The sequence below is a fragment of the Nonomuraea fuscirosea genome (assembly GCF_035917475.1).
Classification (GTDB): Bacteria; Actinomycetota; Actinomycetes; order Streptosporangiales; family Streptosporangiaceae; genus Nonomuraea; species Nonomuraea fuscirosea.
Genome location: NZ_CP109074.1, coordinates 2012615 through 2035323, shown reverse-complemented (window position 1 = coordinate 2035323; position 22709 = coordinate 2012615). Strand labels below are relative to the sequence as shown.

General features: G+C 72.6%; 19 protein-coding genes. 9 read left to right on the top strand and 10 right to left on the bottom strand.

Going from position 1 to position 22709, the window contains the following annotated elements:
* The first annotated feature begins 30 nt into the window (after positions 1 to 30).
* The 4 genes from OIE67_RS09095 (at position 31) to OIE67_RS09080 (ending at position 2702) form a co-directional block, all read left to right on the top strand.
* A complete protein-coding gene (locus OIE67_RS09095) occupies positions 31 to 1044 on the top strand; it encodes a phosphotransferase family protein (RefSeq protein WP_106234521.1) in 1014 nt (337 codons plus the stop codon).
* Positions 1045 to 1196: 152 nt separating this feature from the next.
* Positions 1197 to 1457 (top strand): hypothetical protein, encoded by a 261-nt coding sequence (locus OIE67_RS09090; RefSeq protein WP_326638528.1) that lies wholly within the window; start codon positions 1197 to 1199, stop codon positions 1455 to 1457.
* A 57-nt stretch (positions 1458 to 1514) separates the two neighbouring features.
* Positions 1515 to 2366, top strand: coding sequence for a helix-turn-helix domain-containing protein (locus OIE67_RS09085; RefSeq protein WP_326638526.1), 852 nt, complete (start codon positions 1515 to 1517; stop codon positions 2364 to 2366).
* A gap of 69 nt (positions 2367 to 2435) precedes the next feature.
* Positions 2436 to 2702 (top strand): hypothetical protein, encoded by a 267-nt coding sequence (locus OIE67_RS09080; protein ID WP_106234515.1) that lies wholly within the window; start codon positions 2436 to 2438, stop codon positions 2700 to 2702.
* A gap of 110 nt (positions 2703 to 2812) precedes the next feature.
* On the opposite strand, the gene OIE67_RS09075 is transcribed toward OIE67_RS09080, so the two are convergent.
* The 6 genes from OIE67_RS09075 to OIE67_RS09050 all read right to left on the bottom strand — a co-directional run bounded on the left by OIE67_RS09075 (position 2813) and on the right by OIE67_RS09050 (position 9092).
* Entirely contained in the window at positions 2813 to 3769 is a 957-nt protein-coding gene (locus OIE67_RS09075; RefSeq protein WP_326638522.1) for an ABC transporter substrate-binding protein, read from the bottom strand.
* A 22-nt stretch (positions 3770 to 3791) separates the two neighbouring features.
* Positions 3792 to 4742 (bottom strand): ABC transporter permease, encoded by a 951-nt coding sequence (locus OIE67_RS09070; RefSeq protein ID WP_326638520.1) that lies wholly within the window; start codon positions 4740 to 4742, stop codon positions 3792 to 3794.
* An 11-nt stretch (positions 4743 to 4753) separates the two neighbouring features.
* Complete coding sequence (locus OIE67_RS09065; protein WP_326638517.1) at positions 4754 to 5644, bottom strand: ATP-binding cassette domain-containing protein; 891 nt, start codon at positions 5642 to 5644, stop codon at positions 4754 to 4756.
* Between the two features lie 77 nt (positions 5645 to 5721).
* On the bottom strand, positions 5722 to 7107 hold the full coding sequence (locus tag OIE67_RS09060) for a HAMP domain-containing sensor histidine kinase (protein ID WP_326638515.1): 1386 nt from the start codon (positions 7105 to 7107) through the stop codon (positions 5722 to 5724).
* Positions 7104 to 7802, bottom strand: a complete 699-nt coding sequence (locus tag OIE67_RS09055) for a response regulator transcription factor (RefSeq protein WP_106234508.1) — start codon at positions 7800 to 7802, stop codon at positions 7104 to 7106. Before OIE67_RS09055 ends, OIE67_RS09060 begins: the two co-directional genes overlap by 4 nt.
* An 87-nt stretch (positions 7803 to 7889) precedes the next feature.
* Positions 7890 to 9092, bottom strand: coding sequence for a cytochrome P450 (locus OIE67_RS09050; protein WP_326638513.1), 1203 nt, complete (start codon positions 9090 to 9092; stop codon positions 7890 to 7892).
* Positions 9093 to 9176: 84 nt separating this feature from the next.
* Between OIE67_RS09050 and OIE67_RS09045 the strand changes: the two genes are divergently transcribed.
* The gene (locus tag OIE67_RS09045; protein WP_326638511.1) at positions 9177 to 9734 is read left to right on the top strand and encodes a TetR/AcrR family transcriptional regulator; all 558 of its coding nucleotides are present in this window, start codon (positions 9177 to 9179) and stop codon (positions 9732 to 9734) included.
* 153 nt (positions 9735 to 9887) lie between these two features.
* Here the strand turns inward: OIE67_RS09045 and OIE67_RS09040 are convergent, their stop codons facing one another.
* Complete coding sequence (locus tag OIE67_RS09040; RefSeq protein ID WP_326638508.1) at positions 9888 to 11393, bottom strand: phytoene desaturase family protein; 1506 nt, start codon at positions 11391 to 11393, stop codon at positions 9888 to 9890.
* Between the two features lie 210 nt (positions 11394 to 11603).
* Entirely contained in the window at positions 11604 to 12494 is an 891-nt protein-coding gene (locus OIE67_RS09035; protein ID WP_106234500.1) for a LysR substrate-binding domain-containing protein, read from the bottom strand.
* 181 nt (positions 12495 to 12675) lie between these two features.
* On the opposite strand from OIE67_RS09035, the gene OIE67_RS09030 reads away from it, so the two are divergent.
* The 4 genes from OIE67_RS09030 to OIE67_RS09015 all read left to right on the top strand — a co-directional run bounded on the left by OIE67_RS09030 (position 12676) and on the right by OIE67_RS09015 (position 18599).
* Complete coding sequence (locus tag OIE67_RS09030; RefSeq protein ID WP_326638506.1) at positions 12676 to 13617, top strand: YeiH family protein; 942 nt, start codon at positions 12676 to 12678, stop codon at positions 13615 to 13617.
* A gap of 120 nt (positions 13618 to 13737) precedes the next feature.
* Positions 13738 to 14664 carry a pseudouridine-5'-phosphate glycosidase gene (locus tag OIE67_RS09025; RefSeq protein WP_326638504.1) on the top strand — a complete coding sequence of 309 codons (927 nt, stop codon included), beginning with the start codon at positions 13738 to 13740 and terminating at the stop codon, positions 14662 to 14664.
* Complete coding sequence (locus OIE67_RS09020) at positions 14661 to 15590, top strand: carbohydrate kinase family protein (RefSeq protein ID WP_106234496.1); 930 nt, start codon at positions 14661 to 14663, stop codon at positions 15588 to 15590. The genes OIE67_RS09025 and OIE67_RS09020 overlap by 4 nt, the downstream gene beginning before the upstream one ends.
* An 84-nt stretch (positions 15591 to 15674) precedes the next feature.
* Positions 15675 to 18599, top strand: coding sequence for a serine/threonine-protein kinase (locus tag OIE67_RS09015; protein ID WP_326638501.1), 2925 nt, complete (start codon positions 15675 to 15677; stop codon positions 18597 to 18599).
* Between the two features lie 191 nt (positions 18600 to 18790).
* Here the strand turns inward: OIE67_RS09015 and OIE67_RS09010 are convergent, their stop codons facing one another.
* Both OIE67_RS09010 and OIE67_RS09005 read right to left on the bottom strand, forming a co-directional pair.
* Positions 18791 to 19234, bottom strand: a complete 444-nt coding sequence (locus tag OIE67_RS09010) for a hypothetical protein (protein WP_326638499.1) — start codon at positions 19232 to 19234, stop codon at positions 18791 to 18793.
* Positions 19235 to 19592: 358 nt separating this feature from the next.
* Positions 19593 to 22703 (bottom strand): helix-turn-helix transcriptional regulator, encoded by a 3111-nt coding sequence (locus OIE67_RS09005; RefSeq protein ID WP_326638497.1) that lies wholly within the window; start codon positions 22701 to 22703, stop codon positions 19593 to 19595.
* Positions 22704 to 22709: the final 6 nt, after the last annotated feature.

Below are 22709 nucleotides of genomic sequence, written 5' to 3'. Positions count from 1 at the left end.
AGAACATCGTTCTGGTGAGAAGGGCGGTCCATGACCTCCACCCACATCGACGTCGCCACCGTGGACTTCGACGCGCTCGGCGCGTGGATGGACGCCCAGGGGCTCCCCGGCGGCCCGATCACGGGCGCGGCGCCGGTCCTGGGCGGCACGCAGAACGTCATGATCCGCTTCGAGCGCGGCGGCCGCCCGTACATCCTGCGCCGCCCGCCCGTGCACGCCCGCCGCAAGAGCAACGAGGTGCTGCGCCGCGAGTCGCGGGTGCTGGCGGCGCTGCGCGGCACGCAGGTCCCCGCGCCCCGGCTGGTGGCCGCGCAGACCGAGCGGGAGCCGGTGTTCTACCTGATGGAGCCGGTGGACGGGTTCAACCCCTCGACCGGGCTGCCCGAGCCGCACGCGTCGGACCCCGCGATCAGGCACCGCATGGGGCTGGAGGCCGCGGCGGCGCTGGCCGAGCTGGGGCGGGTGGATCCGGCGGTGCTGCCGGGCTTCGGCCGGCCCGAGGGCTTCCTCGAACGGCAGGTGCCGCGCTGGCTCAAGGAGCTCGACTCGTACGGCGAGCTCGACGGCTATCCGGGCCCCGACATCCCCGGACTGCGCGAGACGGCCGACTGGCTCACCCGGCACCTGCCGCGCACGTTCACGCCGGGCATCATGCACGGCGACTACCACTTCGCGAACCTCATGTTCGCCTGCGACGGCCCCCGCGTGGCCGCGATCGTGGACTGGGAGATGTGCACGATCGGCGACCCGCTGCTCGACCTGGGCTGGCTGCTGGCCACGTGGCCGAGCAACAACGGTCACGTGCCGGGGCTGCCGGCGCCGCGGGAGATCATCGCGTACTACACGGCGCTGTCGGAGCGCGACCTGTCGGCCGTCGGCTGGTACGCGGTGATGGCCTGCTTCAAGCTCGGCATCGTGCTGGAGGGCACCCACGCGCGGGCGTTCGCCGGCAAGGCGCCCAAGGACATCGGCGACCTGTTGCACGCGACGACGCTGAGCCTGTTCGAGCGGGCGGGGCAGTTCATGGCCGGCGCCCTCGACTGAACCGGACACCACCCAGCGAACCGCTCATTTCTTCCGATTATCCGGCAATGTCAACTCGGACTTATGTCGTGATTTCTGGAAAAACGATCACACCTCACCTTTCGGGACGTACAATTGCGCGCAATTGCACCTGATATCGGGGAAGGATCGTCATGCGCATGCGGTTCCTCGGCTCCACCTCGGAGGCGGGCGCCTGCCCCACCCTGTACGAGACCGACCGCGGCACCATCGTCGTCCAAGGTCTGCAAGTCACCGACACGGAGGCGCTCGCCGACCTCCGCGACGTCCTCGACGGCGAGGCCGCGGTGGAGGTCCCCCGGGAACTCCTCACCGAGATCGCCCGCCGCGTCCTGCCCGAGTACGCGGCAAACGCTTTCCCGACCAGCGGAAGAACACCCACGGCAACCGGTTGATCACAATTGCGGCAGGCCCTGGCATGATCGGCGCAAGCGGGGCTAGCCTCTTGCGGCGTGACGTCCTTTCAGCAGGCGCGCATCGACCTCGGCAGCCAGCTACGTCAGCTGCGCGAGGCCGCCCATCTGTCGGGCAAGGAGCTGGCGGAGCGCCTGCGCTGGCAGCCCTCCAAGGTCAGCAGGCTGGAGAACGCCAGGCAGACGGCGACCGAGGATGACGTGGTCGTGTGGGCGCAGGCGGTCGGCGCCTCGCCCGACACGACGGACGGCCTGCTCAGGCAGTCGATCGCGCTGCTGGAGCGGCACGACGACTGGAAACAGCGCCACCGCAGCGGCCTGGCCGCGCTCCAGGAGGACGTCCGCGACCTCGAATCGCGCACCAAGCTCTTCCGCGTCTTCGAGCCCGGCATCATCGTGGGCCTGCTGCAGACCTCCGAATACGCCCGGCACGTCTTCCAGAAGGTCAAACGCCTCTACAGCGCCGCCGACCAGATCGACGCGGCCGTGCGGGTGCGCATGCAACGCCAGGAGATCCTGTACGACCGCACGCGGACGTTCAGGTTCGTGGTGAGCGAGGCCGCGCTGCGCACCGCACTCGCGCCGCCCGAGGTCATGCGCGGCCAGCTCGACCGCCTGCTCGCGGTCAGCACACTGCCGAACGTGGAGTTCGGCGTGATCCCCTTCGGCACCGAGCTGCCGGCCAACCCGGTCAACGGCTTCTGGATCTACAACGAGGCCCTGGTCGCCGTCGCCACCATGACGAAGGATCTGATCCTGCGCGACCCCGACGACATCGCCTTCTACGTCCGGGCCTTCGACGATTACGCGAAGGTGGCGGAGTTCGAGGAATCCGGACGGGAGGTCATCATGGCGATTCTTCACGAATATCGGAAACAAAGTCCACATTAACCGCAGCAATTGCTTGCCTCCCACCCCAAGATCGTGCAATTCTGTCGCGAGACGTTGCGGAGGTGACGCATGATGCTCGATACCGCGCTCTGCCTCGAGCGGTTCGCCTGGCACGCCGGGCGCCACGCCGACCTGGCCGTCCAGAGCCTCGCGTTGGCCAGTGATCCGGCGTACGTGTCGGTCCGCAACCGTTTCTCGGCCACCCTCGCAGAGACCGTGACCTGCTCCGACGAGGGAGCCTTCATCACCTCGTGGGGCTACCGCCTGGGCACGACGGCGGACGTCGAGTCCGCCGCCGCCCGCCTCGCCTTCCTCCTGGCCGCTCTCCCCGCCTGAGCCCGCACCTCCGCCCGGCCCAGGCCCGGCCCGCCCTGAACGGCCGCGCCCGAGCCCGCTTTGAACGGATGGGCCCGAGCCCGCCCTGAGCGGTCGCCCCTGGCGCCGGTTCAGCAGCCGGCCTTGTAGAGCACCTTCTGCACCTCGGGCTGGTCCACGTTCTCCGCCGTCACGATCGTGGCGTCGGTCGGGATCGACGGCGTGACCTGCTGCCCCTTGACCGCCGCGACCGCCTGCTCGACCCCCTTGGCCCCGATCTCACCGGGAAGCTGCGCGATCAGCGCCTGGACGACGCCGTCCTTGAGCTGCTTGACCTGGGCCGGACCCGCGTCGAAGCCCACCATCTTGACCTCACCCAGCTTGCCCGCCTGCTGCAGGGCCGACCCGGCGCCGGTGGCCGAGTTGAGGTTGGCCGCGAAGATGCCCGCCAGGTCGGGGTCCTTGGCCAGGGCCGCGTTCACGATCCTGGACGCCTCGCTCACGTCGTTGTGCGAGTACTGCACGCCGAGGTAGCCGATCCCCGCGTGGTTCGCCTTGATCTCGTCCTCGAAGCCCTTGATCCGCGCGTCCACGGTGCTCACGCCCGGATCGGTCGAGATCACCAGCACCTTCCCCTTGCCGCCGATCTGCTCCGACAGCGCCTTGGCCGCCGCCGCGCCGCCCTTGACGTTGTCCGTGCTGATCCGCGACAGCCCGATGCTCTGGTCCTCGACCACCGTGTCCACCAGGATGATCTTGATGTCCTGCTGCTTGGCCTGGGTCAGCGGCGCGATCATCGCCTTGACGTCGGTCGGCGCGATCAGCAGGGCGTCCGGTTTGCCCGCGACGACCGAGTTCACGATCGGCGTCTGCAGGGTGGGATCGAACTTCTGCGGCCCCTGCACGTCCAGCGTCACCCCGAGCTCCTGGGCCTTGGCCTTCGCCCCGCACGCCATGGTCTCGTAGAACTCCTCCCCGGCCAGGCCCTGCACGAGCGTCACCCTGACCTGGTCGGTGCCGCCACCACCGCCTCCGCCACACGCGGTGATCAACATGAGCGTCCCGAGTACGGCCATCGCCTTGCGCATGGTGGTGCCTCCTGTCGCCTTCCTACTGATCGCGGGCCCTGCGTCGCCACTGGTCCACGTACACGGCGGCGACGAGCACGGCGCCCACCACCACCTGCTGCCAGAACGGCCGCACGCCGAGGATCTGGAACCCGTTCTGCAGCACGACGGGGATGAACACCCCGATGACCGTCCCCGCCACCGTGCCGACCCCGCCGAACAGCGACGTGCCGCCGATCACCACCGCGGCGATGGCCTGGAGGTTGTCGGTGGAGTGCGCGGACACGCCGGTGATGCCGTACTTGGCCAGCGACAGGTAGCCCGCCAGCCCGGCCAGCAGCCCGGCCAGCCCGTACACCTTGATCAGATGCCCGCCCACGGCCACGCCGCCGCGCCGGGACGCCTCGGCGTTGGAGCCGATGGCGTACGTGTGCCGCCCGAACCGCGTCCACGCGAGCACCACCCCCGCGACGGCGGTGATGGCGGCGCAGATCCACACGATCAACGGCACCCCGAGCCAGCGCGCCAGGCCCAGCCCCAGGTTCAGCTCGGCCGGCGCGCGCAGGTCCACGCCGCCGGTCAGCAGCAGCGCCCCGCCCAGCGACATGCCGAGCGTCCCCAGCGTGACGATCAGCGCGGGGATCCGCCCGAGCGCGACGAGCACACCGTTCAGCAGCCCCCACCCCAGCCCGGTGACCAACCCGGCCACCGCCCCGAGCGTCAGCGACCCCGTCCCCTCGATGACCTTGGCCGCCACGACGGCGGAGAAGACCAGCACGCCGCCCACCGACAGGTCGATCCCCGCCGTGACGATCACGAACGTCATCCCCGTGGCCAGCAGCAGCAGGATGGCCGCGTCGCTCACCAGGTTGAGCAGGTTGAACGAGGTCGGGAACGAACCGGGGGCGAGCACGGAGAAGGCCACGAGCAGCCCGGCCAGCACCAGCCCGATCCACACGATCTGCAACCGGCCCAGCTCCCGCACCACCTTCACGCCCGCCCCCTTCACCGCTCGCCCGGTCCGGCCTGCTCGCCCGGCCCGGCCGCCGCGTCCCGTCCGGCCTCGTCCCGTCCAGCCGCGTCCCGTCCGGCCGCCTCATCCTGCCCGTTACGCCCGTTTTGCCCGTTCCGCCCGTTCTGCTCGTCCTGTTCCATGGCGCCGGTCATGGCGCCGACGAGTTCCTCCATCGACACGCGGCCGGTCTCGAAGCCGGCCACCCGCCGTCCCAGCCGCAGCACCTCGACCCGGTCGGACACCGCCATCACGTCCTGCATGTTGTGGCTGATCAGCACGACGGACACACCCGCGTCGCGGACGCTCCTGATCAGGTCGAGCACCCGCCGCGTCTGCAGCACGCCCAGCGCCGCGGTGGGCTCGTCCATGAACACCACCCGCCGCGCCCATGTCGCGGCCCTGGCGACGGCCACCCCCTGCCGCTGCCCGCCGGACAGCGCCGACACCGGCGCGCTCATCGACGCCAGCCGCACCCCGAGCCGCTCGCAGGCCTCCCGCGTCTCCCGCCGCATCCGGGCGTTGTCCAGCACACCGAGCAGCCCGAGCAGCCCCGGGCGGAGCCGTTCCCTGCCGAGGAAGAAGTTGGCCGCGGGGCTGAGGTCGGCGCACAGCGCGAGGTCCTGATAGACGGTCTCGATCCCGGCCGCCCTGGCCTCCTCCACGGTCCCGAAGGCGACGCTCTCACCGTCGAGCGAGATCGTCCCGCCGTCGGGCCGCTCGACCCCGGAAAGGATCTTCGCCAGCGTGGACTTGCCGGCTCCGTTGTCGCCGATGAGCGCGACGACCTCGCCACCGCGCAGGCTGAAGTCCGCTCCCCGCAACGCCTCGACCTGCCCGTAGCTCTTCACGATCCCGCGGGCGTCGATCAGCGGTACGGCCATATGACCATCAAGAAACGCATTGACATCGTTGTCAACCCCACCCGTGCCGAAAAGGCACGCCACACCCAGAAGATCCGCTACGACTCCGCGCGGCGGTCCGGGCTTCCCGGCAGGTCCACGGTCGCGATCGCCCCGCCGCCGGGCGCGTTGGCCAGGCGTACCTCGCCACCCGTCTCGGCGACGGCCTGGGCCACGATCGCCAGCCCCAGCCCCGACCCCGGCAACCCGCGAGCGGACGGGGAGCGCCAGAAGCGCTCGAAGACGTGCGGGAGCTCGTCTTCCGGCAGTCCTGGGCCGTGGTCGCGGACGGTCAGGCAGCCGTCGCGCAGCTTCACCTCGACCTGGCCGCCGGGGCTGAACTTGGCGGCGTTGTCGATGAGGTTGAGCGCGGCGCGTTCGAGCGAAGAGGCGCTGCCCACGACATACCACGGCCGCAGGTCGGTGGTGACCTCGGCGCCGCGCAGCCTGGCGCGTTCCACGGCGGCGGTGACCACCTCGTGCAGGCCCAGCTCGACGTGCGGCTCGTGGTCGCTGTCGCCCCTGGCGAGCTGGAGCAGGTCGGCCACGAGCGTGGACAGCTCGGCGAACTGCGCCTTGACGTTGATCAGCAGGCGCTCCTTGGCGCCGGGGTCGAGGCTGCGGCCGGTCTGCTCGCTGCGCAGGAGCAGGTCGATGTTGGTGCGCAGCGTCGTGAGCGGGGTGCGCAGCTCGTGGCCGGCGTCGGCGACCAGCTGTTTCTGGCGTTCCCTCGATCCGGCCAGGGCGGCGGTCATGGCGTTGAACGAGGAGGACAGGCGGGCGATCTCGTCGGTGCCCGTGACGGGGATGCGGGTGCCGAGGTCTTCGGTCTGCGCGATGTGCTCGACCGCCCGGGTCAGATTCCCGACCGGGCGCAGCGCGGCACGGGAGATGGCGAGCCCGGCCCAGGCCGCGCCGAGCACGCCCAGCGCGGTTATGCCGCCGAGGGTGAGCGCGGCGATCCGCTTCGTCCGCTCGATGTGCCCGTACGGTCTGGCCTCCATGACCGCGACGCCGGGTTTGAAGTGGACCGTCACCACCCGGACCCGTTTGCCGTCACGCGTCTCGCCGTAGCGGTAGACGGGTTCGCACGGCTGGAAGGCCTCCTTGTCCTGCTCGAAGTCGGCCAGGATGGGCGAGGGCCCGACCGAGCAGGTCCTGCCGTCGGTGAACAGCAGCGTGGCCAGACCGTCGGCGAACGGGCCCGGGGTGCCGTCGGACGAGCAGTGCTCCATCAGCCACTTCTTGTCGCCCTGATTCACCGACTCCAGGATGGTCATGTCGAGGTTGCCGCGCAGCCGGTCCGCCAGGATGACGTACGACAGGGCCGCGCACATCGCGATGGCCACCGCCACGGCCACCGTGACCAGGAGCGTCAGGCGGGTGCGCAGGCTGCCGCGGGTGGCCAGGCCGGCCACCCGCTCGCGGAGGCGGCCGGCTCTCACGCCGTGGCCCGCAGCACGTAACCCACCCCGCGCACGGTGTGGATCACCCGTGGCTCGCCACCGGCCTCGGTCTTGCGGCGCAGGTACATCACATAGACGTCGAGGGAGTTGGACGTCGGCTCGAAGTCGAAGCCCCACACCTCGCTGAGGATCTGGTCGCGGGTCAGCACCTGGCGCGGATGGGCGAGGAACAGCTCCATCAGCAGGTATTCGGTCCTGGTCAGGTCGAGCCTGCGCTCGCCGCGGGTGACCTCCCTGGTCGACGGGTCCATCCGCAGGTCGCCGTAGGACAGCGAGTCGCCCTCGGGTGTGCCCGCGCTGAGCGCGCCCCGCCGCAGCAGGGCGCGCACCCGGGCCAGCAGCTCGTCCAGCTCGAACGGCTTGACGAGGTAGTCGTCGGCGCCCGCGTCGAGCCCCGACACCCGGTCGCCGACCGCGTCGCGGGCGGTGAGCATGAGCACGGGGATGTGGTTGCCGGACGCGCGCAGCCTGCGGCACGCGGTCAGCCCGTCGAGCCTGGGCATCATCACGTCGAGCAGCACCGCGTCGTAGGAGTCTGTGGCGACGGCGTCGAGCGCCTCCTGCCCGTCGACGGCGGTGACGACCTTGTAGCCCTCGAACTCCAGGCTCGACTGCAGGGCCTCGCGCAGGGCGGGCTCGTCGTCCACTACCAGCAACCGTGCGGGCTCGTTCATAGAAGAAAACTAAGGGGTCATCATGAGAACGCGATGAAGGATCTCACACCGGCTTCATGAGGAGTTGATGAGGGATTCCCCGACAGGTCACCACGTGACGGGCATCGCCGTGAGACCGAAGATGGCTCCATCGTACTTGGCCGGCAGCTCCTCGTCGGACATCGTCACCCGCAGCCCGGGCACGCGCTCGAACAACGTGCGCAGGGCGATCTCCAGCTCGGCCCTGGCCAGGTTCTGACCCAGGCACTGGTGCACGCCGTACCCGAAGGCCACGTGGTGGTTGGCGCCGCGCCCGGGGTCGAACGCGTCGGGCCGCTCGAACGCCCGCTCGTCATGGTTGGCGCTGGCGCCGAGCACGTAGATGCCGTCGCCCTTCCGCACCTGCTGCCCGCCGATCTCCTGGTCCTCGGTGCTGACGCGGTCGAACGCCACCCAGTCCACGATCGACAGGTAACGCAGCAGCTCGTCCACCGCCGCCGGCCAGCCGGACGGGTCGGCGCGCAGCACGGCGAGCTGTTCGGGATGGCGCAGCAGGGTGAGCGCGGACAGCGGGATCATGTTCGCGGTGGTCTCGTGACCGGCGACGAGCAGCAGGAACGCCACGCCCACGAGCTCGTCGTGGCTGAGCGCGCCCCCGGCGATCAGCCGCCCGAACAGGTCGTCTCCCGGCCGCTCGGCCATGGAGGTGATCAGGGCGTCGAGGTAGTCGTGGATCTCCATCGCCGCCGCCATGCGGACCTGCGGATCGTCCATGGAGGAGATCATCGTGCGGGTCCGCGACTGGAAGAGTTCGTGGTCGGCGTACGGGACGCCGAGCAGCTGGCAGATGACGAGGGACGGCAGCGCCAGCCCGTACGCCTCCACCAGGTCGGCGTCGGGACCCTTGGCGAGCATGTCGTCGAGGAGCTCGTCCGCGAGCCGCTGGATGCCGGGCCGCAGCTCCTTCATCCGCCTGACGGTGAACTCGGGGATGAGCAGGCGCCGGAACCTGCCGTGCTCCGGCGGGTCGAGGTCGATGAAGTGGCCGGCGGTGAACTTGTCCCGCGCCGCCCGCTCCTCCGGCGTCACCTGCTCGTCGTCGGGCGGGGCGCTGGGATGACCGGGGGTGGCCGGGTTGGTGCTGATGCCGGAGCCGGCCAGGACCTGTTTGGCCTCGGCGTGCCGGGTGACGAGCCACACGTCTTTGCCGGAGAGGGTGCCCTTGACGAGAGGAGCCTGCTCGCGCATCCGCTCGTACTCGGGCGGCGGCGCGAACGGGCACGTGCGCTGGACAGGGAAGGGCTGAGCCATAGTCTGCTCCCTACAAGCCGGACCGCATTGCTTACTTACGCGAAAGTAAGCAATGTTGGGCCGGTCGTCAAGCGAGGGAGCGGAATGGCTGGGCGGCGGACGGACACACGAGAGCGGATCCAGCAGGTCGCGCTGGAACTGTTCGCCGAGCGCGGATACGACAAGACCACGCTGCAGGAGGTGGCGGAGCGGCTGGACATCACCAGGCCGGCCCTCTACTACCACTTCCGGACGAAGGAGGCGATCCTCGCCAGCGTGGTGGACCGGCTGACGGAGTCCATGGATGAGCTGGTGGCCTGGGCCAAGGAGCAGCCGGCGACGGCCGCGGCGCGGCTGGAGATCCTGCGGCGCATCGCCGGGCTGCTGGAGGACCAGTGGCGGCCGCTGTTCAGGTTCGCGCAGGTGAACCAGGGGGCCCTGCGGGAGAGCGCGGCCGGCGAACGGCTGCAGACCGGGGTGATCAGCATGCTGTCCCTGCTGTCCTCGCCGCAGGACGGCCCGGTCAGGCAGTTCGAGGCCAGGCTGGCGGTCTTCGCGGTGATCCTCGGGAACGTGCCGTTCCTGTCGGACATGGGGCTGGAGGAGTCGGAGCGCACGGCCGTGGCCCTGGAGGTGGCCGCCAAGCTCATCGCGGACGACTAGGCACCCGGGCGACGCGGCGCTCACCGGCACCCCGGCGGCACGGGTGCACCAGCGGCGCGGTGTTCACCGGCACCCCAGGCGGCGCGGGTGTGCGCCGGTGACCCGCCGCTGGCCGGCGCGATGTTCACCGGCGCCTCGGCGGCGGGTGGTTCGCTAGCGCCCCAGCAGGGCCATCGCGGCGTTGTGGCCGCCGATGCCGCTCACCGCGCCGCCCCTGCGGGCGCCGGCGCCGCACATGAGGATCCGCTCGTGCTCGGTCTCCACGCCCCAGCCGCCCTCCTCCGCGTACGGCCAGCTCAGGTCGGTGTGGAAGATGTGGCCGCCGGGCAGGCCCGCGTCGCGTTCGAGGTCGACCGGTGACTTGGCCTCGACGCACAGGGTGCCGTCGGGGGCGCGGAGCAGGCAGTCCTCGATGGGCTCGGCCAGGACCGTGTTGATGGAGGCGAAGGTGGCGTCCAGGGCCATCTTCCGCGCTTTTTCAGGATTTTTCCGGAAAAGGCGGGCGGGCATGTGCAGCCCGAACAGCGTCATCGTCTCCGCGCGGCCGCGCAGCTCAGGACCGAGGATCGACGGGTCCGTCAGCGAATGGCAGTAGACCTCGGCCGGCGGCAGCTCAGGGATCTCCCCGCGGGCCGCCTGCGCGTACGCGGCGTCGAGCTGGCCGCGTCCCTCGTTGATGTGGAACGTCCCGCTGAAGGCCGCCCGCGGGTCCACCGAGGCGTCCTTGAGCCTGGGCAGCCGCGTGAGCACCATGTTGACCTTGAGCTGCGCGCCCTCGGGCACCGTCACGGGGCGGCCGAGCAGCCGGTCGAGCACGGCGGGCGGCAGGTTGACCAGGACGTGGCCGCCGTTCACCGTGTGCTCGCCGTCCTCGGCCACGTAGGTGACCTCGCCCGTCGGCGCGATGCCGACGATCTCGGCGCCGGTCCTGATCTCGGCGCCCGCCCGCCTGGCCGCCGCCTCCAGCGCGCCGGAGACCGCGCCCATGCCGCCGACGGGGACGTTCCACTCGCCGGTGCCGTCGCCGATCACGTGGTAGAGGAAGCACCGGTTGGCCAGCACGTCGGTGTCCGGATCGGCGAACGTGCCGATCAGCGCGTCGGTGAGCACGACCCCGCGCACGGTGTCGTCGCCGAACCGCTCGTTCACCGTCCGGCCGATCGGCTCGGCGAACAGGTCGCGCCACGCCTCGGGGCCGACCAGGCGCTCGATCTCGGCCTGGGGTCGCAGCGGTTCGAGCAGGGTGGGGGCCAGGGTCCGCGCCACCTCGCCGACCATGCCGTAGAAGCGCCGCCACGCCTCGTGGTCGGCCTCGCCGCCGGTGACGCCCCTGAACGAGGCCGCCGTACGCAGGTCGTCCTCGTTGTCCACGAGCAGGCCGCGCTCGCCCCTGGGCGTGTAGGAGGCGTAACGGCGGCGGCGCAGCTCCAGGTCGAGCCCCAGGTCCCGGACGATGCCCGAGGGCAGCAGGCTGACCAGGTAGGAGTAACGCGACAGGAGCACGTCGACGCCGGGAAAGGCGCGCGTGGAGATCGCCAGCCCGCCCACGTGGTCGTAGCGCTCCAGCACCAGCACCCTGCGTCCGGCCCCGGCGAGATAGGCGGCCGCGACCAGCCCGTTGTGCCCGCCGCCCGCGATGACCACGTCGAACGTCCTCATCGTCGCACCATACGACCCACCCCGCACCCTTCGTCAACGCCACGAACGGCGTCACCGACCGCCATCACCGGCCGACGTCAGGAACCGGCGTCGGACCGGGGTAAGGGGACCGAGATCAGAAGGCCCGAGTCGGGGGTCGGGGACGAGGGGTGGGGCCGGCGGGCGGGGCCGGCGGGCAAGGTCAGGGGCGGGGTCGGGGTTGGGGCGGCGTCATGGGCGGCTGGCGATCGACAGGAGGGTGGCGGCCGGGCCGGTCAGGGCGCGGCCGCGCCGCCATACCGCGCGCAGGCTCCTGACCAGGTTGATGCCCGCCAGCGGAACCTCCACCAGCCGCCCGGTGTCCACGTCGGCCTCCACCGCGTACCGGCTCAGCACCGCCGGCGCCGCCCCCGCCTGGGCCGCCCCCTTGACCGCCGAGTTGGACCCCAGTTCCAGCCGCGGGCTGGCGCGGTGCAGGCCGCCGAAGGCGACGTCCAGCGTCTCGCGGGTACCCGAGCCTGGCTCGCGTACCACGAGGGGCGTGGCGGCCAGCTCAGGACCTCTCAGCGCGGTACGGCGGCGCGCCCACGGATGCCCCGGCGCCACCACGACCACCAGCCGGTCGGTCCCCACGACCCGCCCGGCCAGCCCGTCGGCCACGCTGGGCCCCTCCACGAACCCCAGCTCCACCTCCCCGGCCAGCACCCGCGCCGCCACGTCGGCGGAGTTGACCACGTCCAGCCCCACCTGCACGTCGGGCTCCCGGTTCTGCAACTCGCCGAGCCAGCGCGGCACCAGGTACTCGGCCACCGTCATGCTGGCCGCCACCCGCAGATGGGCGGCCTCGCCGTGCCGCACGGCCTGGACGGCCCGCATGAGCTCCTGCGCGGCGGCGAGCACCTGCGCGGCCCAGCCGGCCACCATCTTGCCCTCGGCGGTGAGCGCGGATCCGCGCGGCGTGCGTTCGATCAGGGGCAGGCCGAGGCGGCGTTCGAGCTGCGCGACCCGCTTGCTGGCGGACGGCTGCGCGATCCCGGCGGCCCTGGCGGCGCGCCCGAGGCTGCCCAGCTCGCCGACGTCGACGAGGAGCTTCAGCGAGTCGAGATCGGGCAGCGCACTCATAGCCACAGGCTATGACCTCCCAGGCAAGGTGTGGCTACCGGGCGTTCCCGCCGTTCAGAAGACTGAGATCGTGCCCGCCACCGCGCAGGATCCCGCCGTCCGCCCCACCCGGAAGGACGCCCAGAGAATCACCCGGACAACCGCCCGGGAAAGCGCCCGTCTCCTGTGGCCAGGACTCCTCGTGGCGGCCGTCGCGACGGCGCTGTCGATGATCGTCAACCGGTACGTCCCCACGCTCAGCCCCGCCGTCGTCGCCGTACTCGCGGGCGCCGTGACGGCGAACCTGACGGGCGTGGCCGGGCGCCTCCGCCCCGGGCTCGCGTTCGTCTCCAGGCGGGTGCTGCGCGTCGCGATCGCCCTGCTCGGCCTGCAGATCGCCCTGCCCGAGGTGCTCGGGCTCGGCTGGCGGACGCTGGCGATCATCACGGTCGCGACGGGGCTCACGTTCGTCACGACCCAGGTGATCGGGCGCGCACTCGGCCTGAGCCCCGGCACGTCGCTGCTCATCGCGACGGGCGTGTCCATCTGCGGCGCCGCGGCCATCGCCGCCATGCGCGAGAGCGCCGGGCTGGCCGACGACGACGAGGCCGCGGCGAGCGCGCTCGGTGTCGTGGTCCTGTACGGGACCGCGGCCATCCCCCTCGTGCCCCTCCTGGGCTCGCTCCTGGGCCTGTCGGCGGCGCAGCTCGGCGTGTGGACGGGCGCCGCCGTGCACGAGGTGGCGCAGGTGGCCGCGGTGGGCGCCGCCACGGGAGTGCTGGCCGCCGCCGTGACGGTCAAACTGGGCCGGGTCGTGCTGCTGGCCCCGATCGTGGCCCTGACATCCTATCGCCGGCGCGGGGCGCACGAGCGGAAGACGGGGCCGAGGCCGCCGATCGTGCCGCTGTTCGTGGCCGCGTTCCTCGCGATGGTGCTGCTGCGCGGCACCGGGCTGGTCCCCCAGGCCGTCACGGCGGCCGTCCCCGCGCTCACGAACGTGCTCATGGCCGCCGCCCTGTTCGGCCTCGGCACCGGCATCGACCTGCGGAAACTGGCCAGAGGTGGCCGGGCGGCGCTGCTCGGCGGGATCGCCACCGCGATCATCGCGGCCACGTCCCTGGCGGGCGTCGCGTTTCTCGTGTGATCCTCGGGTGGACGGCCGCGCCGGGGGCCCGTAGGCTGCTCGGTTTGGAACAAATCCCGTGAAAACGGCCGTTCCTCCTATGTCAGGGCCAAGGACCACACGAGGAGCACGAAACTCACCATGCGCAGCACCACCGACTCCCTTCTGCGGCCGTCCGACGAGGTCGCCGAGGCCTTGGCAACCGGCGCGCCGGTCGTGGCGCTGGAGTCCACGATCATCTCCCACGGGCTGCCGCAGCCGCGCAACCTGGAGGTGGCGCGGGAGCTGGAGGGTGTCGTGCGTGCGGCGGGCGCCGTGCCGGCCACGATCGCCGTGCTCGACGGCGTGCCCCGCATCGGCCTGAACGAGGTCGAGCTGGAGCGCATCGCGACCGAGTCGGGGCTGCGCAAGCTGGGCCAGCGCGACCTGCCCGTGGCGGCGGCACTGAAGGCCAGCGGCGCCACCACCGTGTCGGCCACGTCCTTCCTGGCCGCCCGCGCCGGCATCCGCGTCTTCGCGACCGGCGGGCTCGGCGGCGTGCACCGCGGCTGGACCGAGGACCAGGACGAGTCCGCCGACCTCGGCACGCTCGCGGCCACCCGCATCACCGTCGTCTGCGCCGGGGTGAAGTCGATCCTCGACGTGCCGGCCACGCTGCAACGGCTGGAGACGCGGGGCGTGAGCGTGGTGGGCTACCGTACCGACCACTTCCCCGGCTTCTACCTGCACTCCTCCGGCCAGCCGATCGAATGGCGGATCGAGTCGCCCGAGGACGCGGCGGCCGTCATGCGCGGCCAGGACGCGCTCGGCGGCGCCGACAGCGCCCTCATCGTGGCCAACCCGGTCCCCGAGGACGCCCAGCTCGATCCGGAGCTGCACGACCGCGTGCTCGGCGAGGCGCTGGCCGCCGCCGAGCGCGAGGGCGTCAAGGGACAGGCGATCACCCCGTTCCTGCTCGGCTATCTGGTGGACGGCACCGGCGGCGCCTCCCTGGAGGCCAACCTCGCCGCCGTACGCGGGAACACCGCCCTGGCCGCCCGGATCGCCCTGGCCTGGGCCCGATCGTGACGGACGGCGCCCTGCTCGTCATCGGCGACGTGGTCACCGATGTCGTGGCCCGGCACGGCTCACCCGTCACGGCCGGCACGGACACGGCCGCCGACATCGTGCTGCGTCCCGGCGGCTCCGGCGCGAACACCGCCGCCTGGGCCGCCTCCCTGGGCGCCGAGGTCCACCTGCTGGCCAGGCTCGGCTACGACAGCAGCGAGTGGCACGCCACCGAGCTGATCAAGACGGGCGTCAATCCGCACTTCTCCGTGGACCCCGCGCACCCCACGGCGGTGGTGATCGCGATGGTGGACAAGAGCGGCGAGCGCTCGATGCTCACCAACCGCGGCGCCGGCGGCCTGATCTCCGAGGCCGACTGGGACCCGGCTCTGCTCGACGGCGTCGCCATGCTGCATCTTTCCGGGTACGTGCTGTTCGCCGAGGCGGGGCTGCGGCTGGCCCGGCGGGCGATGGCGGACGCGGCGGCGGCGGGCGTGGCGATCAGCGTCGATCCGGCCTCCACGGGCCCGCTGCGTGACTTCGGCGTCGAACGTTTCATCCGCGAGACGGCGGCGGCCGGGCTGGTCATCCCCAATCTCGACGAGGCCCTTTTGCTCAGTGGGGCGGCGACGGCCACGCGGGCGGCCGTACTCTTGAGTGAGACATACGGCACAGCGGTCGTGAAGCTCGGCGCCGGTGGAGCGCTGGCGGCCGTCGACGGAGAGGTGGTGGCGACCGCGGAAGGTGTGTCCGCCGAGGTCGTGGACTCGACGGGGGCGGGTGACGCCTTCGCCGCCGGGTTCCTCGCCGCCACTCTGCTCGGCTCCGCCAAACAGGCCGCGCTGGAGGCCGGCTGCCGTGCCGGTGCCGCATGTGTGGCCCAGGTGGGGGGCCGTCCACGGTACGGTTTGGATCTGAACCGTCTTTACCCTATTCACACTGATTGATAGCTTGCCGCGTAGGCTTGCACCATTAGCCACATGCGTTACGGGCAGCACCACGCGGCTCACTGGGGAGGATAAGGTCCGCCGATGGAAGTCGAGTCATCGATCTGCCTGAGCGACCTCATCCCTGCGCTGCGCTGGAGCCGCCCTCAGCAGGTGGCCGAGGCGTTGGGCGATCCGCGCCTACCGGCGGGGTGGTGGTCCTCCCTGCCGCTGTCGAAAGCGCTCGGCACCGCCGGGCTCGACTGGATCTGTGACCGCCTGGCCAAGCTGGCCGTCGCCCGCTGGGACCACCTGCCGCTGGCCGATCTGCTGCCCGCGCTGACGGTTCACCCCATCGACCCCGCGCTGCCCGGCTGGTCCGAGGCCACCCGCACCGCCGTCACCGGCCTCGGCGGCTGGCAGCGGCTGCGCCGCCTGTCGCCCAGCGACCTGAGCACGCCGTCGGCCACGCCCGAGGTCGTGATCGGCTCGGTCCTGCGCGAGATCCTGGGCCGCATCCCCGCCCATCGCGAAATTCCCGTCGCCGCGGGCCACCCCGAGGTCACACGCCCGCTCCAGCGGGACCAGATGCCCGTCTCCGCCCGTGGCACCGGCACTTTTCCCGCGGTCGGGCCCGACGGCACGCCACAGTCGCGCAGCGCCTTCACCCCGTCCGAGGCCAACCCAAGCGGCCCCCAGCCGACCGGCCCGTTCGCCGGGCAGGGGCAGGGGCAGGGCGATCTGCGCCGGCCCGCGCCCGGCCAGAGCGGCGCCTTCCCCGTGCCGTCGGCGGCCGACGGCGGTCCCCGCTCCACCGGCTCCTTCCCCGCGCCGCCGTCCTCCGAGAGCAACCCGCGCCAGCCGGGCGTCTTCCCCGCGCCGACCTCCACCGACAGCCCCTCGCGCTCGACCGGGTCGTTCCCCGCCGCCGAGGGCGGCCCGCGCCAGACGGGCTCGTTCCCCGCCGTACCCGGCCAGGACAACGATCCGCGCCAGTCCGGCGCCTTTCCCGCGCCGCCGTCCGCGCAGGGCAACCAGCGTCAGACGGGCTCCTTCCCCGCCGTGCCCTCCTCGGAGAGCAGCCCGCGCCAGAGCCTCTTCCCCGCTCCGCCGCCCTCGGCGGGCAACCAGCGCCACACCGGCTCCTTCCCGGCCGTACCGCCTGCGGAGGGCAACTCGCGTCAGACGGGTTCCTTCCCGGCCGTGCCCTCCTCGGAGGGCAACGCCCGCCAGAGCGGCGCCTTCCCCGGGCCGTCCTCCCCTGAGCGTTCGACCGGCTCGTTCTCCGGACAGCCCCAGACGGGCTCGTTCTCGGCGCAGCCGCAGAGCGGCGCGAATCCGCGTCAGGGGCTCGCGGGTGAGGGCGGCCTGCCGCAGCGCCCCGCATCCGGCCAGTCGGAACGCCTTCCGCAACGCCCCACGGGCCCGCAGTCCGGCCGCCAGGACGCCGGAGGCCCTTCCGCCAACGGCCCGCACCCTGGGAGCGGCGGCCCGCACACCGGCTCGATCCCGCCCATTCCCGGTACACCGCCCTCCCAGAGCGCTCCTGGCGCCCCCGGAGCCCCTGGCACCGGAGCCCCGGGCACCGGAACCCCGGGCACCGGGATCCCTGGCGCCGGGGCCCCCGCCGCTGGGACTCCCGGAGCCCCCGGAACGCCTGGCGCCGCAGGCCCCGGCGCGGGAACGCCCGGATCCGCCAACCCCGCCGGCCTCCCAGGAGCCGCGAACCCTGCCCCCGGCCTCCCAGGAGCTGCCAATCCCGCCGCCGGCCTCGCCGGGGCCGGAAACCCGGTCGCCGGACTTCCCGCGGCCGGAACGCCCGGAGCCGGCATCCCCGGATCAGCCGCCCGCGCGGCCGCAGGCACCCCGGCCGGCCCCTCGGGAGCCCCCTCCGCCCCCGCCCCTTCGTCGCCACCCTCCGCCTCCGGCTCCACCCCCAGCTACCCGGCCGGCACCAGCCCGGTTCCCTCCGACACCGACCACGCGATGGTCCGCGTCGTGGACAACCTGTTCCGCAGTCTGGACAAGCTGGAGCTTTCGGTGGCCGTGCACCGGCTGTTCGCCGAGGACCCGGTCAGTCTCCGTACGCTCGCCCACAAGATGCTCGTCGAGCGTGACGCGCTCTCGCAGGCCCAGCGCACCGCCGAGGAGCGCGTCCTGCACTGGCTGCGCTCCTCCGAGTCCGCGCCGGTCACCGGCCACATGTTCCGCCTGACCGAATGGCTCGGCGCGGCGGCCACCGAGGACCAGCTCATCGGCGCCGACCCGGCGCACCCCGTGACGGTCCCGTCGCTGCGCACGCCGCTCTGGCGCGTCCTGGTGACGCTCATGCCGGACCGCCGTTTCCAGGACGGCTGGCTCGTCGTGGGCGACCTGCACGGCCTGCAGAGCCGTACCAGGCAGCTCCTGGCCTCCAGCCCGCCCGACACCGACCTCGTGGAACTCATGGGCGAACTGGGCATCCGCGCCCATTCCGCCAAGGCCTGGCTCGACGCGCTACCCCCTGAGACCGGCCCCGACCCGGTGGCCGCCGCCTCGTCCCCGGCCCAGCCTCTCCCCCGCCGTACCCCGGGGGCCAACGGCCACCACCACCGGGGGGGCCAGCCCATCCCGTCGGCGACGGCCGGAGCCATCGACCCCTCCGCCGCGCTGGCCACCCTGTCGGCGCTCTCGGGCGGCCGCTCCCCCATGCTCCCCGGCCTGGCGGGCGCCCCCGCCACCCCGCCGCCACCGCTGCCCGGCCCGAACTCGGACCCGCGCCGCTGGCAGCGCATCGAGGTCACCCCCGAACACCTCAGGGGCGGCCCGGTGCCGGTGCCCGAGGGGTACGCGGCCCAGCTGGGCATGCGCCCCGGCACCCTGCTGTCGGTGACCGGCCCCGGCGACAACGCCATCGTCCTGGTCTGGCAGGGCCACCAGCCCGTCTTCGACTCACTGCAGCCGGTCCTCATGCGCCTGAACGCCCGCCCGGGCGACCAGGTCTACGTCACCGTGGACGGCTACCGCCTCGAAGCCCAGCTGACCGGCTGACCCCACCTCGCCGGCCCTTACCGGCGGGCAACGGCCTCCACAGCGAGGAGCCGCCCGCCCCGCGACCGACGGCGCCTTCTGGCTGCTCGGGCGTGCACCAGCCGTCACGGTGAACCGGACGCCGCCACACCCACGCCGGCCGGAACATGGTGCGGCACCCTGGTCGGGCGGACGGTGCCCCGGCATCACCATCAGGAGCCGACGCTGACCACCAGCCAGACCTGGGAACGATCGCAACCCTCCGGGGCCGAGGTGATGACCTCCGCCCGCGCGGTTCCCCCGCCGAGTTCCACGGTCTGCCCGAGTACCGCGGTGCGCCCGTCCATGGTCAGGGTCCGCGCCGCCGCGTCCCACTCGGTGCCCGCGGCGGGGAAGACCGGCAGCCACCGTCGCCCCTCGCTGTCGGCGTAGAGGCAGCCCCGGTCCAGGACGAGTCTCGCGGTCAGCAGGGCGGCGTCGCCCACTCCAGGTTCGGAGCGGTCGTAGGCGGCGAAAGGGGCCGCCGCCGGCGTCTCCACTGAGCTCTCCACTGGGCTCCCCACCGGGCTCTCCATTGGGGTCTGTCCGCCGGTCGTACAGGCGGCGATCGCGAGGGACAGGATGACGAGGCCGGTCGCGGCCCTGATCGCGTGCATGGCTGCTCCGGTCGGTCGGGTGTCTCCTCTTTCGACGCACATCCGTGGGCATGCGTCGCGGCGCATGCCCACGGATGTCACCTCGACCCTGTCACCCGTACAGACGGGAGACGTTGATGTTGGAGATGTAGTTGATCGCCATGTAGACGGCCCAGTTGCAACCGGCGGTCCCGGTTCCGGTGGACGACTGGCCCTTGTAGATGGAGTGCGATCAGCACTCCCGGCACACGCTTACTGATCCTCATCTTCGCCCTTTCTCGTCCGCTCGCGGGCTGCCCGCCCGTTCCTCGTGATCATCGTTGGACGAGATCAATCGGGCAATGCCTGATCAGCTTCCGCCGGGGCGGCGAAAAGGGACCTAGTCCTGGTCGAACAGGCGGAGGCGGTGGGCGGTGGCGGCGGCTTCGCCTCGGGTGGCCACGCCCAGTTTGGCCAGGATGTTGGAAACGTGCACGCTGACCGTCTTCACCGAGATGAACAGCGCCTCCGCGATCTCCCGGTTGCTGCGGCCGCTGGTCACCTCCCGCAGCACCTCCAGCTCCCGCGCCGTCAGCCCGAGCGGCTGCCCGTCGTTCACGTCGTCGGTGCCCCCGAGCCGGGCTCGCCGGCCGAAGACGTCCAGCTGTTCCAGCAGCGGTGTGGCGCCGAGCTCTCTGGCCAGCTCTCGCGACCGGGTCAGCCGGGCGGCCGCCTCCTGCCGGTCTCCCGCCGCCAGCGCCGCCTGCGCCGCGCCCACCAGGCACTGCGCCTCCGGGTACGGCTCCCGCAGGTCGGCCCAGGCCCGCACCGCCTGGTCCCACGCCTTGAACTGCCAGGAGGCCGCGTCGCTCACGTACGCGGACGTCGGCCCCGGCCCGGTCAGGGCCGTGAAGGTGAGCCGGTGGGCCTGCTGCGACTCCCCCATGGTGTCGAGCCGCAACGCGAGCGCCCTGATCTTCGGCAGCAACGACAACGCGAGCCGCGCGAGCGCCCCCAGCCCCGCGCCCGCACCGGACGACATCTCGACGGCGGCCGCCCCGTCACCGGATCTCCCCCCGGTGGGCAGGACGTCACCGGCGCCACCTCCGGAGGGCTCCTCCGCTCCGGATCCCTCCGCGGCGGGCCGGTCGCCGACGGGTGGAGGAGCCTGCATCATGGCGTCGATGAGCTGCTTGGACGGCACCACGGCCCAGATGAGCCGCGCGATGGTCACCAGCACCGGCCACGAGTAGCGCGGGCTGCTCATCAGGTCGTGCTCCTCCAGCGCCCTGGCCGCCGCCTCCACCGCCTGCTCCATCTCCCCTCGCGCCGACAGCAGCTGCACCTCCCTGCGCAGGTGCGGCAGCGTCACCTGGTCGCGGAAGGTGCCGCGCGACAGGATCTGGCGGGAGGAGGCCATCAGGGTCTCGGCCCGGTCGAGCTGCCCCCGCGCGAGCGCGATGTCGGCGGCGAGCCCCTGGAGGCTGGCCCGGTAGGGGGCGGGCGGCGCGAGGTCGAGGGCGTGCTCCACCACCCGCAGCGCCTCGTCCCAGCGCCCGAGCGACAGCAGCGGCTCGGCCAGGTTGATCGACAGGAACGTGCCGGACGTGCGGGCCAGCCCGTATTGGGCGGCGTCGTCGACCCCGCGCCTGGCGACCTGGGTGGCCAGCTCGTGCCAGCCCGCGCCCTCGAAGGCGTCGGACTCGGAGACCGCGCAGCGCAGCAGGGCGTTGTACGCCCCGTCGCGCTGGGCGATGCGGCGCGCCTCGGCGAACGTCTCGATCTGCAGCTCCATGTCGGTGTAGCACGCCTTGCCCCAGTTGAAGCTGATCATCGCGTGCGCCTCGACGTTGGCGTCGCCGATCTCATGGCCCAGCTCGATCGCGCGCTGGGCCGTGTCGAGCCGTTCCTGGAGTTCGTCCGGGTGGGTGAGCATCCGCGCGAACGTCTCCAGCACCTGGCCGAGCAGCCTGGGCTGGTCGGCGGGCACGAGGGCGGCGGCCTTGCGCAGGTCGTCGAGGAAGCCGGGACGGCCGAGATCCCAGCTGGTCAGGCCGCGCTGGCGCAGCACCATGGCCGTACGCGCCGGGTCGGCGTCGTGGTCGAGCTCGTCGAGGGCGGCGCTGCCGAAGGCGATGCCGCGTTCGTACTCGCCGGCCAGGTGGGCGACCGTGGCCGTCCGCCTGAGCACGTCGATCCGGTCGGCGCCGACGCGCTCGGCCGCGTCGGGCACCTGGTCCCACAGCTCCAGCACCCTGGACAGCATCCGCAGCTGCACGTCGTAGGCGGTGGAGGTGCGGGCCGCGTCCGCCGCGCGCCAGGCGCTGACCAGCGCCCAGGCGTAGTCGGCGGACTGCCTGGTGTGGTGGGCCAGCTCGATCGCGCCGCGCGGGGCGGGCAGGATCGACGGGTCGCGCTCCAGGGCCTCGGCGTAGCGGGTGTGCAGGCGGATGTGCTCGCCGGGCAGCAGGTCGTCGTCGAGCGCCTCGCGGATGAGCGCGTGGCGGAAGGAGTAGCCCTCGCCGTCGACCACGAGCACGTTGCCCGCCACGGCGGGGCGCAGGGCGCGCGACAGCGTGTCCTCGTCGAGGCCGGCGACGGCGGTGAGCAGGTCGTGCTCGATGCGCTGACCGCCGACGCTGGCCACCCGCAGCAGCTCCTGCGTCTCCGCCGGCAGCCGCTCGACGCTGGCCAGCAGCAGGTCGCGCAGCGACTCGGGCAGCGCCTCCTGTCCGTCGGCCTCGCTGAGCAGCGCCTCCACGAACAGCGGGTTGCCCTCGCTGCGCGCGTAGATGAGGTCCATGTCGCCGGCGGACGGCTCGCGCTCCAGGATCCCGGCGGCCAGCGCGACGGCCTCCCTGCGGGTGAGCCGGCGCAGCTCGGTCCTGGTCACCCACTCCACCCGGCCCAGCTCGGCGAGCAGCGGCCGCAGCGGGTGGGAGCGGTGCAGCTCGTCGGTGCGGTAGGTCACGACGAGGAGCAGCCGGGCGGCGGTGCGCTGATAGCGGACGAGGAACGTCAGCAGGTCACGGGTGGCGCGGTCGGCCCAGTGGGCGTCTTCCACGATCAGCACCACGGGACGGTCCTCCGCGAGCCGCTCCAGCAGCCCGAGCACCTGCTCGAACAGCCTGGCCCTGGCCTCCGCCCCCTCCTCGCCCGGCTCGCCGAACTCGGGCAGCAGCCGGGCCAGCCCGCGCGTGTCGCCGCCGGGCACCAGCGCGGCGACGCCGTCGCGGCCGAGCTCGCGCACGAGCCCGCGCAGCACGGCGGTGAACGGCGCGAACGGCAGGCCCTCCGTGCCCAGCTCCAGGCAGCCGCCGACGAGCACCCTGGCGTCGTCGGCGCGCCGGGCGGTGAACTCCCTGATCAGGCGCGTCTTGCCGACCCCCGCCTCGCCGCCGACGAGCACGGTGGACGACGCGCCCGCGCGGGCCCGGCCCAGGGCGTCGCCGAGGGCTGCGAGCTCGCGGGCACGCCCGATGAACAAGGGGCTCACGGCGTGGATACTCACGCCCCC